General features: G+C 61.8%; 12 protein-coding genes. All 12 read left to right on the forward strand.

Annotated elements, in window-relative coordinates:
• Positions 1 to 72: 72 nt before the first annotated feature.
• The 12 genes from DHB74_RS07860 (at position 73) to tssH (ending at position 15,354) form a co-directional block, all read left to right on the forward strand.
• Positions 73 to 1,104 (forward strand): HlyD family secretion protein, encoded by a 1,032-nt coding sequence (locus tag DHB74_RS07860; protein WP_074780633.1) that lies wholly within the window; start codon positions 73 to 75, stop codon positions 1,102 to 1,104.
• Positions 1,097 to 2,638 (forward strand): DHA2 family efflux MFS transporter permease subunit, encoded by a 1,542-nt coding sequence (locus tag DHB74_RS07865; protein ID WP_074780630.1) that lies wholly within the window; start codon positions 1,097 to 1,099, stop codon positions 2,636 to 2,638. Before DHB74_RS07860 ends, DHB74_RS07865 begins: the two co-directional genes overlap by 8 nt.
• A gap of 162 nt (positions 2,639 to 2,800) precedes the next feature.
• The gene (locus DHB74_RS07870) at positions 2,801 to 4,084 is read left to right on the forward strand and encodes an NAD(P)/FAD-dependent oxidoreductase (protein WP_499161187.1); all 1,284 of its coding nucleotides are present in this window, start codon (positions 2,801 to 2,803) and stop codon (positions 4,082 to 4,084) included.
• A gap of 130 nt (positions 4,085 to 4,214) precedes the next feature.
• Positions 4,215 to 4,580: a PA2779 family protein gene (locus tag DHB74_RS07875; RefSeq protein ID WP_235818282.1), complete on the forward strand. Its 366-nt coding sequence runs from the start codon at positions 4,215 to 4,217 to the stop codon at positions 4,578 to 4,580.
• A gap of 78 nt (positions 4,581 to 4,658) precedes the next feature.
• A complete protein-coding gene (locus DHB74_RS07880) occupies positions 4,659 to 5,507 on the forward strand; it encodes a PA2778 family cysteine peptidase (RefSeq protein ID WP_074780624.1) in 849 nt (282 codons plus the stop codon).
• 407 nt (positions 5,508 to 5,914) lie between these two features.
• Positions 5,915 to 7,486 (forward strand): type VI secretion system protein TssA, encoded by a 1,572-nt coding sequence (gene tssA / locus DHB74_RS07885; RefSeq protein ID WP_499161188.1) that lies wholly within the window; start codon positions 5,915 to 5,917, stop codon positions 7,484 to 7,486.
• Positions 7,487 to 7,498: 12 nt separating this feature from the next.
• Complete coding sequence (gene tssB / locus DHB74_RS07890; RefSeq protein ID WP_036990434.1) at positions 7,499 to 8,002, forward strand: type VI secretion system contractile sheath small subunit; 504 nt, start codon at positions 7,499 to 7,501, stop codon at positions 8,000 to 8,002.
• An 18-nt stretch (positions 8,003 to 8,020) separates the two neighbouring features.
• Positions 8,021 to 9,499 carry a type VI secretion system contractile sheath large subunit gene (tssC, locus tag DHB74_RS07895; protein ID WP_074780618.1) on the forward strand — a complete coding sequence of 493 codons (1,479 nt, stop codon included), beginning with the start codon at positions 8,021 to 8,023 and terminating at the stop codon, positions 9,497 to 9,499.
• A gap of 6 nt (positions 9,500 to 9,505) precedes the next feature.
• Positions 9,506 to 9,910: a type VI secretion system baseplate subunit TssE gene (gene tssE, locus DHB74_RS07900; RefSeq protein WP_036990437.1), complete on the forward strand. Its 405-nt coding sequence runs from the start codon at positions 9,506 to 9,508 to the stop codon at positions 9,908 to 9,910.
• Between the two features lie 44 nt (positions 9,911 to 9,954).
• Complete coding sequence (gene tssF / locus DHB74_RS07905; RefSeq protein WP_036990439.1) at positions 9,955 to 11,745, forward strand: type VI secretion system baseplate subunit TssF; 1,791 nt, start codon at positions 9,955 to 9,957, stop codon at positions 11,743 to 11,745.
• Positions 11,709 to 12,725 (forward strand): type VI secretion system baseplate subunit TssG, encoded by a 1,017-nt coding sequence (gene tssG, locus DHB74_RS07910; protein ID WP_499161189.1) that lies wholly within the window; start codon positions 11,709 to 11,711, stop codon positions 12,723 to 12,725. Before tssF ends, tssG begins: the two co-directional genes overlap by 37 nt.
• A gap of 22 nt (positions 12,726 to 12,747) precedes the next feature.
• Positions 12,748 to 15,354, forward strand: coding sequence for a type VI secretion system ATPase TssH (gene tssH, locus DHB74_RS07915; protein WP_499161190.1), 2,607 nt, complete (start codon positions 12,748 to 12,750; stop codon positions 15,352 to 15,354).
• Positions 15,355 to 15,357 lie beyond the last annotated feature (3 nt).

A 15,357-nucleotide genomic window follows, 5' to 3' on the forward strand; every position in this document is an offset into this window, starting at 1 on the left:
GGATTCTAGCGCCATTAGGCCGGTGCGCAACAGTGGTAGAGTGGCTCACACAATAAACAAGGAAAATAAAACATGCCGTCCCGGGTTCGCACTCGTCTGTTCATCTTCCTGTTGCTGATCGCCCTTGCCGCAGCTGCCTTCTTCGCCAACTGGTGGTTCATCAGTCGGCATTACGAAACGACCGACAACGCTTATGTGCATGGCGACATCACCCGCGTCAGCAGCCAGCTTGCCGCCCAGGTCACCGAAGTGCTGGTCGCCGATAACCAGACCGTCGATACCGGCGACCTGCTGGTACGCCTCGATGCCCGGGACTTCACCAACGCGCTGGCCCAGGCCCAAGCCAATCTCGCCACCCGTGAAGCCGAGCGCCTGCAGGCCCGCGCCCAACTGCTGCGCCAGGACAGCCTGATCGAAGCCGCCCGCGCCGCTGTCGAAGCGCGCAAGGCGGAACAGCGCCGCATCGAACTGGACATCAAGCGCATCCTGCCCCTGCGCCAGTCCGGCTATGCCTCCGAGGAGCAAGTGAGTAATTTCCGCGCGGAGCTGGATGTCGCCCGGGCGCAGGTGCGGGGCGCCGAAGCCGAACTGCAGACCCAGATTCTCAGCAAGGACACCCTCGGCGCCGATATCGATCGTCTGGCGGCGCTGATCCAGGCCGCGCAGAGCGAGGTGGACCGGGCCGAGCTGGACCTGTCACGCAGCGAGATTCATGCACCGGTGCCCGGGCGGGTCGGCCAACGCACCGTGCGCATTGGCCAGAACGTGCAGCCCGGTGATCATCTGCTGGCCCTGGTACCGAGCCAGGATCTGTGGGTGCAGGCCAACTTCAAGGAAACCCAGATCAAGCGCATGCGCAAGGATCAGCGCGTCACCCTGACCTTCGATGCGTTCGATGACCAACCGATGCAGGGCACCATCGACAGCCTGTTCCCCGCCTCCGGCGCACAGTTCAGCCTGCTGCCGCCGGACAACGCCACCGGCAATTTCACCAAGGTGGTGCAGCGCATTCCGGTAAAAGTCCGCCTCGACCAGGACCATGCACTGAGCCAGGTGATACGTCCGGGTATGTCGGTCAGCGTCAAGGTCGATCTGCGTGACTGAAACGGCCCAGACGCAGCAGATTCCACCACCGACGCGACGCGACTGGATCGCCATTCTCAGCGCCATCCTTGGCGCCTTCATGGCTATTCTGGATATCCAGATCATCAACTCGTCGCTCAAGGACATCCAGGGCGCGCTATCGGCCACCATTGAAGAAGGCTCGTGGATCTCGACCTCCTATCTGGTTGCCGAGATCATCATCATTCCGCTGGCGGCCTGGCTGGCCATGGTCATGTCACCGCGGCGCTTTGCCGTGGCCATTTCCATTACCTTCGTGATCGCTTCGCTGCTGTGTTCGATGGCCTGGAACCTGGAAAGCATGATCGTGTTTCGGGTGTTGCAGGGATTGGCAGGCGGCGCGCTGATTCCCTTCGCATTCTCCCTGGTACTCACCAAGCTGCCGCTGGATGTGCGCCCCAAGGGCATGGCACTGTTCGCCATCACCGCCACCTTCGCCCCTTCCATCGGCCCGACCATCGGCGGCTGGCTGACAGAAAATTACGGTTGGGAATTCATCTTCTACATCAACATCGTCCCCGGCGTGTTGATGACCCTCGGCCTGCTGTACGGGCTGGACAAGAGCGAGCCGCGCTGGGAGTTGCTGAAAAAAGGCGACTATGCCGGCATCCTGAGCATGGCCATCGGCCTGGGCTGCCTGCAGGTCTTTCTGGAAGAGGGCCAGCGTGAGGACTGGTTCGAGTCGGCCGAGATCACCTGGCTGGCCAGCATCGCTTTCGTCAGCCTGGTGATTTTCATCATTCTGCAGCTGTCGCGCGACAATCATCTGGTCAACCTGCGGCTGTTCAAGGAGCGCAACTTCCTACTTGGCAGCCTGGCCAACATCGGCCTCGGGGTGGGGTTGTACGGCACCGTGTTCATTCTGCCGCTGTACCTGGCGCAGATTCAGGATTACAACGCCTTGCAAATCGGCCAGGTGATCATGTGGATGGGGTTGCCGCAACTGCTGCTGATTCCGCTGGTGCCGGTCATGATGCGCTATATCGATCCGCGGTTGATCTGTGCGCTCGGCCTGGCACTGTTCGGCCTCGGCAGCTTTCTCAGCGGCTCGCTCAACCTGGACTTTGCCGGGGATCAGTTCATTGCCATCCAGATCATCCGCGCCTGCGGGCAGCCCATGGTGCTGGTGCCGCTGTCGATCATTGCCACGGCGATGTTGCCGCCGTCCCAGGCCGGCTCGGCTTCCAGCCTGTACAATATTCTGCGCAATCTCGGCGGCGCCATCGGTATTGCGGCGCTGGCTACCATTCTCGATAGCCGGGCTGCACATTATTTCGAGATTCTGCGCAGTCACGTCAGCCTCGGCAATCCGGCAGCAGCCGAGCGCCTGGCGCTGCTCGGTGAGCAACTGGGCAGCTCCGAGGCGGCGCTGCGCATGCTAGATGCGCAGGTGCGCGAACAGGCGCAGATCATGGCCTATAACGACGCCTTCCATCTGATCGGCATCATGCTGGCCTGCTCGGTGCTGTGCATCATGTTGACCAAGGCATTGCCGAAGGCGCTGGGCAAACCCTGAAAGCCTCAGGCGCCCTTGCGAGATTCCTGTGTGGGAGCGGCCTTGGCCGCTCCCACAATAAAAACCTTGTTCGCTGCAGACGCTCACCCTCCTCTCTGGCATTCGCTCAACCGGATCGGTAGCATGCAAGGCATGTAAAAAATATCACACAAGGTGCGCAGCATGAGCCATACGCCTTATCCGGATTCCTATTACGCCGCTTCCGCCAATCCCGCGCCCGACCGGCCTGCCCTGCAGGGCGACCATGAGACCGATGTATGCGTGATCGGCGCGGGCTATACCGGCATTTCCACGGCGCTGTTCCTGCTGGAACAGGGTTTTCGGGTCACGGTATTGGAGGCTGCGCGAGTCGGATTCGGTGCTTCGGGGCGCAATGGCGGTCAGATCGTCAATAGCTACAGTCGCGATCTGGATGTGATCGAAAAGCAGGTTGGCCCGCAGCAGGCCAGACTGTTGGGTGAAATGGCCTTCGAGGGTGGACGTATCATCCGCGAGCGGGTCCAGCGTTACGCCATCGATTGCAATCTCAAGGAGGGTGGTGTATTTGCCGCCATCAACGCCAAACAGCTGCGCCACCTGGAGCAGCAGAAAGCGCTGTGGGAGCGCTATGGTCACACCCAGCTGGAGTTGCTCGATGACCGGGGGATCCGCAGCGTGGTCGGCACCGAGCGTTACGTGGGCGGCATGCTGGACCGCAGCGGTGGGCACATCCACCCGCTGAATCTGGTGCTCGGCGAGGCCGCGGCGGTGGAATCGCTGGGCGGCATCATCCATGAGCAATCGCCGGTAGTGAAGGTACAGCAAGGGGCGATGCCTGTGGTTCTTACGGCACAGGGCCAGGTCCGCGCTCGCTTCGTCGTGGTGGCCGGCAATGCCTACCTCGGCGACCTGCTGCCGCCGCTGGCGGCCAAATCCATGCCCTGCGGCAGCCAGGTGATCGCCACCGAACCCCTGGGCGAGGAGATGGCACGTCGGCTATTGCCCCAGGACTACTGTGTGGAGGACTGCAATTACCTGCTGGACTACTATCGCCTGTCCGCTGACCGGCGTCTGATTTTTGGCGGCGGCGTGGTCTACGGTGCGCGCGATCCGGCCAATATCGAGGCGCTGATCCGGCCCAACCTGCTGCGTACCTTCCCCGCCTTGCGCGATGTGAAGATCGATTATGCCTGGACCGGCAATTTCCTGCTGACCCTGTCGCGGCTACCGCAAGTGGGTCGGTTGGGAGATAACATCTACTATTCCCAGGGTTGCAGCGGCCACGGTGTGACCTACACCCATGTTGCCGGCAAGGTACTGGCCGAGGCGATTCGCGGCCAGGCCGAACGCTTCGATGCCTTCGCCGCATTGCCCCATTACCCCTTCCCTGGCGGCCGCCTGTTCCGGGTGCCGTTCACCGCACTGGGCGCCTGGTATTACCAATTGCGGGATCGCTTCGGTGGTTGAGGTCGGAACCCGCGGGGTATTATGGCGGTCATAGAGGTGTTGCAAGGGTTTACCAAGAAAAACCAAGAGCCAATCCAAGGAGTAGTCCCCCATGAAGCATACTTCCGCCACCCGACGCTATCTGTCCATCATGATGGCCGCCCTGTTCATGTTCACCAGCATGGCCAGCATCCACGCCCAGGCCTCCATGGTCGGTACCCATGAGGTGATTGCCTCCGAACAGCTCAGTGTCGATCGCGACCAGCTCAAGTCCATGCTCGATGATGAAGCCGTGCAAGACAAGCTTGCCAGCATGGGGGTTTCTCCCGATCAGGTCGAACAGCGCATCAACAGCCTGACCGCCGAAGAGCTGGCCTATTTCAATACCCAGCTGGATGAAGCACCCGCCGGTGCCGGTGTGCTGGGAGTGATCGTTCTGTTCCTGGTCATCTTCATCATCACCGACATGCTCTGCGCCACCAACGTCTTCCGCTTCGTCAACTGCATCAACCGTTAACCGGTGCGTTTCCTGCGCATTGCCGCTCTGCTCGGGCTGACAGCACTGCTGTCAGCCTGCGCCGGGCGCGCTCCCGTCATGCCTGACCCCGCCGACCTGGCTGAATTCCCTAACCGAGTGGTATTGGACAACGTGCCTTTCCACGCCCAAGACGCCTACCAATGCGGACCAGCCTCCCTGGCGATGGTATTGAACTACCGTGATATCGCTGCCACCCCGGACGAGTTGAAAGACCGCGTTTATCTGCCCGAGCGCAATGGGACATTGCAAGTGGAAATGGTCTCCGCCGCTCGTGACCGGGACCTGCTGGTCTACCCGCTGGAAAAGCAGCTCGAGGCTATTCTCAGCGAATTGAATGCGGGCAACCCCGTATTGGTCATGCAGAATCTGGCCTTCAACTGGTATCCGCAGTGGCATTACGCTGTTGTCATCGGCTACGACCTTGCTGCCGAAGAGATGATCGTGCACAGCGGCCTGAACGCTGCCCAGAGGGAACCCTTCCAGGTGTTCATGCGCACCTGGGATCGGGCCGACCGCTGGGCCAGGGTAATGCTCCCGCCCGGTGAATTACCCGCCACGGCCAAACCGCTCACTTACCTGAAGGCCGCCAGTGACCTGGAACAGACCGGTCGCCTACAGAGCGCGCTGCGTTCCTATCAGCGAGCCGTGGCTGAGTGGCCAGAGCAACCGGCTGCGCGCCTGGGTCTGGGTAATACCCATTGGGCTCTCAACGACAGGCAAGTTGCCTTGGAGCAGTTCCAGCGCCTGGTGAATGACTTCCCCGACTTTCAGCCCGGCTGGAATAATCTGGCCACGGGCCTCGAAACCCTGGGCTGTACGAGCCAGGCCAAACAAGCCCGCCAGTGCAGCGAGCAACTTGACAAGCCCGCGTCATGCACCAACTTGAAGTGCGCAGCAAGCAATTAATCCGAAACTTGTGAGCCATTTCAAAACAACACACCCACAACTAACTAAAAACCTGAAAACACTCTCGCAAATTGAATAGCCGCCACTTAAACGGCGGCTAATTCAATAACCCATTCGTAGTAAATCCTGACTGACTCTTGCGCAGCAATGCCTGCATACACCCGTCTACGACGCGGTTCACACTGTGATGCATGAGGCGACTTAATTGCCTATAAAGTAGATCAGGTCACATTATCCGCCTTGAACCACAGCCTGCCGATCAATAGGATACGAGCCGTATTTCGAGGGGGTGCGCAACTTACTGCACAACTCACCTGCGCAACTTCTTGCGCACTTTGTATATCTGCCTGAACACTCTTTCTGGCTGGCGACGGAACTCATCTATTTATCAGGGATTGATGTGAAACATGCTGGATGAAAATTACATCAATTTAATGGAGACGCCGATCGCCGCGGACAATTTCGCCGGTGAGGACGCTCGCTATACGTCCGAATTCGACAGTCTGGAAGAGGAGCTGGCCAAGGACACGTCCGTCCATCGCACCACGGGTACCGACTGGGCAATCGTCCGGGAACGCGCCGAGCAGTTGCTGCAGACCCAGTCCAAGGATCTGCGCGTCGCCTGCTGGCTGATCTGGAGCCTGTATCACACCGAAAGCATCGCCGGCCTGGCAGCCGGCCTGGGCATGCTGCGCCATGCCTGCACCGAGCATTGGCAAACGTTGCACCCGCAGCGCACCCGCACCCGAACCGCAGCCATAAGCTGGCTGTGCACGCGCCTGGAGCAGGTGCTCGGCGAGCAGACACCCGACGCCGCGCAGATGGCATTGTTCAGCAGCATCGCGGGTGATCTGCGCGAACTCGATACCTTGTTTGCTGCGCATCTTCAGGATGCACCCTCACTCGCGCCGCTTTATCGTCGGGTCGAAGAATTGCTGAAACGCGTCGAAGCGAACCCACAGCCCGCCGCGGCGACGCCAGCGTCGGTACCGCCAGCTAGCCAGCCACTGCCTCCGGCCACACACGCTTCCGCAACCACTGACGCGCCCATTGTCGATAGCCGCGATGCCCACCGCAGCCTGCGCGCTCTGCAGGACCAGGCTCGTTCCCTGACCAGTTGGTGGCAGCACCAGAACCCCGGCGACGTCCGCGCGGTACGACTTGCCCGCACACTGTTGTGGCTGCCCATCGACGGCCTGCCGGAGCATGATGCCGACCATGTCACCAGCCTGCGCAACCTGCCAGCCGATCGTCTCAAGGCCTTTCAGGAGCGCTTCAACCAGGGGCAGTATCAAAGCCTGTTCAGCGAAGTTGAAGCCAGCCTCAATCGTGCCCCCTTCTGGTTGAGTGGTCAGTATCTTGCCTGGCGCTGTCTGGAAGCGTTGGGTGCCCAGCCGGCCATGCAGGAAGTCGAAAACCAGCTTCGTCACTTGCTGATCCGTCTGCCGGGGCTGGAGGAACTGCGCTTTCATGATGGCGAACCCTTCGCCGACATCGATACCCGGCAATGGATTGGCAGTCGAATCATCGCGGTCAGCACCACCCCGCAGATCACCGGCTGCGAGACCACCAGCGAGGCTGGCGCGCCCTGGGATATAGCCCTGCAGGAAGCCCTGGACCTGTTAAGAAAGGACGGCCTGCGTCCGGCCATGCAATTGCTGCTGCAAGGTAGCCGGCAGAGCCATGGCGAACGAGCCCGTTTTCACTGGCAATTGGCCGAGGCGCGCCTGTGTTACCACGCGCGCCAGCACGACATCGCCTACGCCCGTCTCGATGCGCTGCAGCAAAGGCTCCAGTGCGCCGAGCTGGACCGCTGGGAACCCAACCTGAACCTGGAGGTACTGCGTCTGTTGCATGCCTGCTGTGAATTGCTGCCGCAGAGTCAGCTTGTGCGTGATCGCAGGGAAGAGATCTTCCACCGGCTGTGCCACTTCGATCTCGAAGTGGTACTGAACAAGGCCCTCGGGCCATCAAAGTAGCGGAGAAACAGAATGGCCAAAGAAGGCACAGTAGCACCCAAAGAACGGATCAACGTCACCTTCACCCCCGATACCAACGGCGCGGCGGAGGAGATCGAGCTGCCGCTGAAGCTCATGGTGCTGGGCGATTTCACCCAGCGCGAGGACGAGCGCAAGATCGAGGATCGCAAGCCCATCGCCATCGACAAGGCCACTTTCGACGAGGTGCTGGCCAAGCAGGAGCTGAACCTGAGCTTCAACGTGCCCAACCGGCTGCAGGATGACGCGGCCCGGGAAGACCTCGCTGTCAACCTGCAGATCAATTCCATGAAGGATTTCAATCCTGCCAGCCTGGTCGATCAGGTACCGGAGCTGCGCAAGCTCATGGAGCTGCGCGATGCCCTGGTCGCCCTGAAGGGTCCGCTGGGCAACGCACCGGCTTTCCGCAAGGCGATCGAAAGCGTGCTCAGCGACGACGACTCCCGGGAGCGTGTACTCGCCGAACTGGGCCTGGCCCAACAACAACCGGACGCCTGACCACACAAGGACGCAAGCATGAGCACCCAGACAACCGCCATCAGCGCACCCAGCGCCAGCGAAGACGCCAGCATTCTCGATCGCATCATCGCCGAGACCCGCCTGACCCCGGACGATGAAGCCTACGGTATCGCCCGCCGCGGCGTGTCCGCTTTCATCGAGGAGCTGCTGAAGCCCCATAACGACAAGGAGCCGGTCAAGAAGGCCATGGTCGACCGGATGATCGCCGAGATCGATGCCAAGCTCAGCCAGCAGATGGACGAGATCCTGCACCATGAGCGCTTCCAGGCGCTGGAATCCTCCTGGCGCGGCCTGAAGCTGCTGGTCGACCGCACCGATTTCCGCGAGAACATCAAGTTCGAGATGATCAATGCCTCCAAGCAGGATCTGCTCGAGGACTTCGAGGATAGCCCGGAGATTGTCCAGTCCGGCCTGTACAAACATGTCTATACCGCTGAATACGGCCAGTTCGGCGGCCAGCCGGTCGGCGCCCTGATCGCCAACTACTATTTCGATCCCAGCTCCCAGGACATCAAGACCCTGCAGCACGTCGCCAGCGTCGCCAGTATGTCCCACGCGCCATTCATCGCTTCCGCTGGTCCGCGTTTCTTCGGTCTGGAAAGCTTCACCGGCCTGCCGGACATCAAGGATCTCAAGGATCATTTCGAAGGTCCGCAGTTTGCTAAGTGGCAGGGCTTCCGCGAGCGCGAGGATGCACGCTACGTCGGCCTGACACTGCCACGCTTTCTGCTGCGCAATCCCTACGACCCGGAAGACAACCCGGTGAAGAGCTTCGTCTACAAGGAGAACGTCGCCAACAGCCACGAGCATTACCTGTGGGGCAACACCGCGTTCACCTTCGCTACCCGCCTGACCGAGAGCTTCGCCAAGTTCCGCTGGTGCCCGAACATCATCGGCCCGCAGAGCGGCGGGGCGGTCGATGACCTGCCGCTGCATCATTTCGAGAGCATGGGCGAGATCGAAACCAAGATCCCCACCGAGGTGTTGGTGTCCGATCGCCGCGAGTACGAACTGGCCGATGAAGGTTTCATTGCCCTGACCATGCGCAAGGGCAGCGACAACGCCGCCTTCTTCTCCGCCAACTCGACGCAGAAAGCCAAGTTCTTCGGCAACTCCGAAGAAGGCAAGGCGGCGGAGCTCAACTACCGGCTCGGTACCCAGTTGCCCTACCTGTTCGTCGTCAACCGCCTGGCCCATTACCTCAAGGTGCTGCAGCGCGAGCAGATCGGCTCCTGGAAGGAACGCACCGACCTGGAGCTGGAGCTGAACCGTTGGATTCGCCAGTACGTGGCTGATCAGGACAATCCCAACCCGGAAGTCCGTGGCCGACGCCCGTTGCGCGCGGCGCAGATCAGCGTGGCCGATGTGGAAGGCGAGCCGGGTTGGTACCGGGTCACCCTCAGCGTGCGTCCGCACTTCAAGTACATGGGGGCGGATTTCACCCTGTCGCTGGTGGGCAAGCTGGACAAGGAGTAACAGCACATGGGCTACGGCAGTCTGTTCGAGCGTCTGGGCGGCGAAACCGCCAGCCGCGCCGGTTGGGAGCTGCAGCGGGCGGCAATGGACTCGGTGGCCAGCCACCTGTCCAAGATGCTCAGCACCCGCGCCGGCAGTGTACTGACCCTGCCGGATTACGGACTGCCGGATCTCAATGACATGCGCCTGTCGCTGCACGATTCGCTGCAGCAGGCGCGGCTCGCTATCGAACGATTCATCGAGGCCCATGAGCCGCGACTGTCCCAGGTACGGGTAATTGCCCTGCCCCGGGACCACGATCCCTTGAGTCTGGCTTTCGCCATCGAAGGCCGACTGGAAGTGCAGGATCTCAAGTGCAACGTCAACTTTTCCGCCCGCCTGGATGGCAGCGGCAAGGTCCAGGTCGCCTAAAAGCTGTTCTACGGAACGGCTGCAACACTACACAGGGATGCATAGTGTCGTTCAATCATTACTATCAGAGTGAGCTCACCGCCTTGCGGCAACTCGGCAAGCGTTTTGCCGAACGCAGCCCGGCGCTGGCACCCTTCCTCGGCCAGAGCGGCAAGGACCCGGACGTCGAGCGACTGCTCGAAGGCTTCGCGTTTCTTACCGGCCGGCTGCGGCAGAAGCTGGATGACGAGCTGCCGGAACTCACCCATTCCCTGATGCATCTGCTGTGGCCGAACTACATGCGCCCGCTACCGGCCATGAGCATTCTGCAGTTCGAACCTCTGCGCCACGCCGGCGAGGCGCTGACCGTACCGCGCAATACACCGGTGGAGTCGCGACCGGTGGATGGCGTCAGCTGCCGCTTTCGCACCAACTACGATACCGAAGTGCTGCCGCTGGCGATGCATGCTCTGGATTATTCGGTCAAGGGCAACGGTGCGCTGCTCAATCTGCAGTTGATGATGAGCGCACCCGGCAGTCTGGCAGATATCAATCTGCGGCAGTTACGCCTGCATTTCGCCGGCGAGCGCTATATCAGCCAGATGCTGTTGCTCGGCCTGGTGCGCAATCTGCAGAGCCTCGAGCTGGTCTTGCTAGACCGTCACGGCGCTCCGCTGGAGCTGCCCGCCGAGGTGTCGGCGCAGATGCTGCAGCTGGGCCAGGAGCAGATACAGCAAGTGGGCTTCGCCGATGAAGAGGCGATGATCCCCTACCCGCTCAATACCTTTCGCGGCTACCGCTACATACAGGAATATTTCGCCTTTCAGGACAAGTTCCTGTTCGTCGATATCCTTGGCCTGAATGTCCTGCAGCGGCTGCCGGCGGCACTGCTGAAGCAGGCACGGGGGCTGGAGTTGCGCTGCCATATCGCCAAGACCGGGGAGCAGCGCATCAGACCCTCGGTGGACAACGTGCGGCTGTACTGCACGCCCATCGTCAATCTGTTCACCCACGACGCCACACCCATTCGGCTCGATGGTCGTCAGGATCAGTATCTGCTGCGCCCAGCTACCTACGGCAACCGCCACTGCGGCGTGTTCTCCATCGACCGGGTCACCGGCTGGAAGCCCGGTGGCCAGGGCTATGAGGAATATGTGCCCTTCGAGTCCTTCGAGCACGACACCAGCTTCGGCGCCGATACATCCCGGCCGTACTACAGCATGCGCCAGCATGCCTCGCCGGTCGGCGATGGGCTGGAGACCTTTCTCAGTTTCGGTCTGTATACGCTGGAGCATCACGAGACGCTGTCAGTGGAGCTGACCTGTACCAATCAGAACCTGCCGCAGAAGCTGGCGCTGGGCGATATCTGCCAGCCCTGCGAAGGCACCCCGGAATTTCTCGGGTTTCGCAATATCAGCGCCGTCACGCCCTGTCACGCGCCGCCGCTGCATCGCGACTTCCTGTGGAAGCTGATCAGCAACATGTCGCTGAATTATCTATCGCTGTCGAATGTCGAGGCGCTCAAGGTCATCCTCGAGACCTACGACCTGCCCCGGCATACCGACCAGCATGCCGCCAAGGTCAGCAAGCGCCTGCTCGGCGGCCTCAAGCACATCAACCACACCCATGTTGACCGCCTGCACCGCGGCCTGCCCGTACGCGGCATCCGCACCGAGTTGAGCATGGACGCCGATGGCTATCTGGGCGAAGGCGATCTGTTCCTGTTCGCCTCTGTACTCAATGAGTTTTTCGCGCTCTACGCCAGCCTCAACTCCTACCACGAGTTGCGGGTCAAGAGTTCCAAGGGAGAGATATATCAATGGCCGCCACGCATGGGGCAACAGCCCCTGCTTTGAGTCCGATCGTGCGCAGCATCCGCGAGTACTGCCTGTTTCAGGGTGTGCAACTGGTGCAGGAGCGCCTGCGTCAGGCCCATCCCGAGCTGGATGATGAGGCGCTGTACGAGCGACTGGAATTGCAGGCAAACCCGAGCATGGGGTTTCCCGGCAGCGAGATCGAATCGGTGGAGTACTTCGAGGAACGCGGCGAACTGCGGGCCCGCCTGCGGGTGAACCTGGTCAGCCTGTTCGGCGCCGGCTCACCGCTGCCGGCCTTCTATGGCGAACAGGCGTTGGGTGACGGGGTCGATGGCAATCCCACCCGCATGTTCATGGATCTGTTCAACAACAGACTCCAGCGGCTGCTGTTGCCGGTGTGGCAGAAGTACCGCTATCACGCTCGCTTCAAGCCCGGCGGGCGCGACCCGGTGTCCGCCCTGCTGTTTTCGCTGATCGGCCTGAGTGGCAACACCATTCGTCACTCCACGGAGCTGAACTGGAAACGCCTGCTGCCCTACCTGGGCCTGCTCAGTCTGCGGGCGCAATCGGCGGCAATGGTCGAATCGGTACTGCGCTACTACTTCAAGCATGAGCAGTTGCATATCGAACAGTGCCTGGAGCGCGAGGTGGATATTCCCGGCGATCAGCGCTGCCAGCTGGGCCTGGGCAACAGCACCCTTGGCGATAGTCTGGTGCTCGGCGAGCGGGTGCGTGATCGCAGCGGCAAGTTCCGCATCCACATCCTCAATCTGGATTGGGCGCGCTTTCATGACTTTCTGCCACCCGGCTGCGACAACCAGCCGTTGCGCGTGCTGATCCGGTTCGTGCTGCGCACCCCGCTGGACTATGACGTGCGCCTGCACCTGCGACCGGATGAAATTCGTGAGCTGCGCCTGGGCGCCGGCAACACCTGTCGCCTGGGCTGGACCAGCTGGCTGGGCTGCGAGCACGCCGATGCCATGGTCACCCTCGGCAGCCAGCCGCATCAGGCGCTCTGAGATTCAAAACTAAGGACGGATAATGATCAATCTGGATTTGCAACAACTGGTACAGGCACTCGACGCTGACAGCCGCCGCGACCTGGAAGCCGCCGCCGAACGCTGCGTCAGCCGGGGTGGCTCCAAGGTACTGATCGAAGACCTGCTCGATGGCCTGCTGAACCGTTCCGACAGCCTGCTGGTACGCGCATTGCTGGATGCCGGCAGCAGCGTCGATGAACTCGCTGCAGTATTGCAGCCCCGCCCGGAATCGGGCGCAACCAACAATCCGGTGTTCTCCACCGAGTTGGTGCAGTGGCTGCAGGATGCACTGCTGACGGCCTCGCTGGAACTCAAGCAAAGCCAGATCGACCAGGCAGCGCTGATTCTCGCTCTGCTGCGCAACCCGCTGCGTTATGCCGGAACCGCTTACATGGCGATCCTCGGCACCCTGAACGCCGAGCGCCTGGGTGAGTTCGCTCGCTCACAACAACCCGCTACCCCAGCGCCAAGTGGTACCGGGAACGATGAATCAGCTCTGCAACGCTTCACCCATAACTTCACCCGCCAGGCCCGCGAGGGTCGGCTCGATCCGGTCCTCTGCCGCGATGCAGCCATCCGCCAGATGATCGATATCCTGGCTCGCCGCCGCAAGAACAACCCCATCGTGGTCGGCGAGGCCGGCGTCGGCAAGACCGCCATTGTCGAGGGGTTGGCACTGCGCATCGCCGAAGGCGAGGTGCCGCCAGTACTGCAGGATACCGAACTGCTGTGCCTGGATCTGGGGCTGCTGCAAGCCGGCGCCAGCATCAAGGGTGAGTTCGAGCGGCGGCTGCAGGCGGTGATTGACGAGGTCAAGGCATCGGAGCAGCCGATCATCCTGTTCATCGACGAGGCCCACACCCTGATCGGCGCTGGGGGGCAGGCGGGTGGCTCGGATGCGGCCAACCTGCTCAAACCCGCCCTCGCCCGTGGCGAGCTGCGCACCATCGCCGCCACCACCTGGAGCGAGTACAAGAAATACTTCGAGAAGGACCCGGCGCTGGCCAGACGATTCCAGCCGGTGCAGTTGCACGAGCCGACGGTCAGCGAGGCGATCACCATCCTGCGCGGACTGGCACCGGTCTACGAGCAGAGTCATGGGGTCTATCTACGCGATGATGCGGTGGTCGCGGCAGCAGAACTGTCGGCCCGCTATCTGGCCGGCCGCCAATTGCCCGACAAGGCGGTGGATGTGCTGGACACTGCCTGCGCGCGGGTGCGTATCAATCTGGCGGCGGCACCTGAAGCCATCGAAAGCCTGCGTCAGGAGCTGGCCGAGGGCGACCGCCAATGCGACGCCATGCGCCGCGATCAACAGGCCGGTCTGGCAATCGATACCGAGGCCCTGGATCATCTGGAGAACCGGCTGCTCAGCGCCCGCAGCGAACTGATCGATATGCAGCAACACTGGGAAGCGCAACGGGATCTGGCGCTGCGCCTGCTCGAACTGCGCAAGCAATGCGCCGCCGCGCGCCAGGCCAACGAGGCAACAAGCGCAGATTTGCCGGAAGCGGAGACAGAAAGCGCCGACCTCGAATCTCGGCTGCGCGCGACCCAGGCTGAACTTCATGCTGCACAGGCTGATGGCGTGCTGGTCAGCCATGAAGTCTGCCCGCGCCTGGTCGCCGAGGTCATCAGCCACTGGACCGGCATTCCGCTGGCCCAACTGGCGCGCCAGCATAACGCCAAGGTGGCGACTTTCAGCGACGATCTGCGTCAACGACTGCGCGGTCAAGAGCAGGCCGTCCAGGCGGTGAACCGCGCCATCCGCGCCGCCGCCGCCGGCATGACACCAGTGGATGCGCCCACCGGTGTCTTCCTGCTCGCCGGCCCCAGTGGCGTCGGCAAGACCGAGACGGCGCTGGCACTGGCCGACCTGCTGTACGGCGGCGAGCGTTTTCTCACCACTATCAACATGTCCGAATTCCAGGAAAAGCACAGTGTGTCCCGGCTGATCGGCGCTCCGCCCGGCTACGTTGGCTACGGCGAAGGGGGCATGCTGACCGAGGCGGTTCGGCAGAAGCCCTATTCGGTGATTCTGCTCGACGAGGTGGAGAAGGCCGACCCGGATGTGCTCAACATCTTCTACCAGATTTTCGATAAGGGCGTAGCCAATGACGGCGAAGGCCGGGAGATCAACTTCCGCAATACCCTGATTCTGCTCACCTCCAATCTGGCGTCGGAGGTTATCGTCGAGCTGTGCCGCAGCGGCGAACGTCCCACCGCCGAACAGCTGGAACAGGCCATCCGGCCGACGCTGAGCCGCCATTTCAAGCCGGCGCTGCTAGCCCGCATGAAGGTGGTGCCTTATTACCCCGTCGCTGGCGAAGTCCTGCAGGAACTGGTTGCGCTGAAGCTGGAGCGCTTCGCCGAGCGGCTGCAGCGTCGCCGCTTGAGCTTCAGCCATACACCGGAGCTGGCCGCCCATTTCGCCGACCTCTGCGGCGACAGTGAGATGGGCGCCCGCCTGATCGATCAACTGATCGACCGGCATCTGCAAGCCATGACCGTCGATCGTCTGCTGGATGCGATGGCCACTGGCGAGACCCTGCGGCAGGTGCAGGCCACCGTCACTGACGAAGGGCGGGTTATCTGTGAATTCGCCTGAAGC

Source organism: Pseudomonas sp. G11-1 (genome assembly GCF_024031555.1).
Classification (GTDB): domain Bacteria; phylum Pseudomonadota; class Gammaproteobacteria; order Pseudomonadales; family Pseudomonadaceae; genus Halopseudomonas; species Halopseudomonas bauzanensis.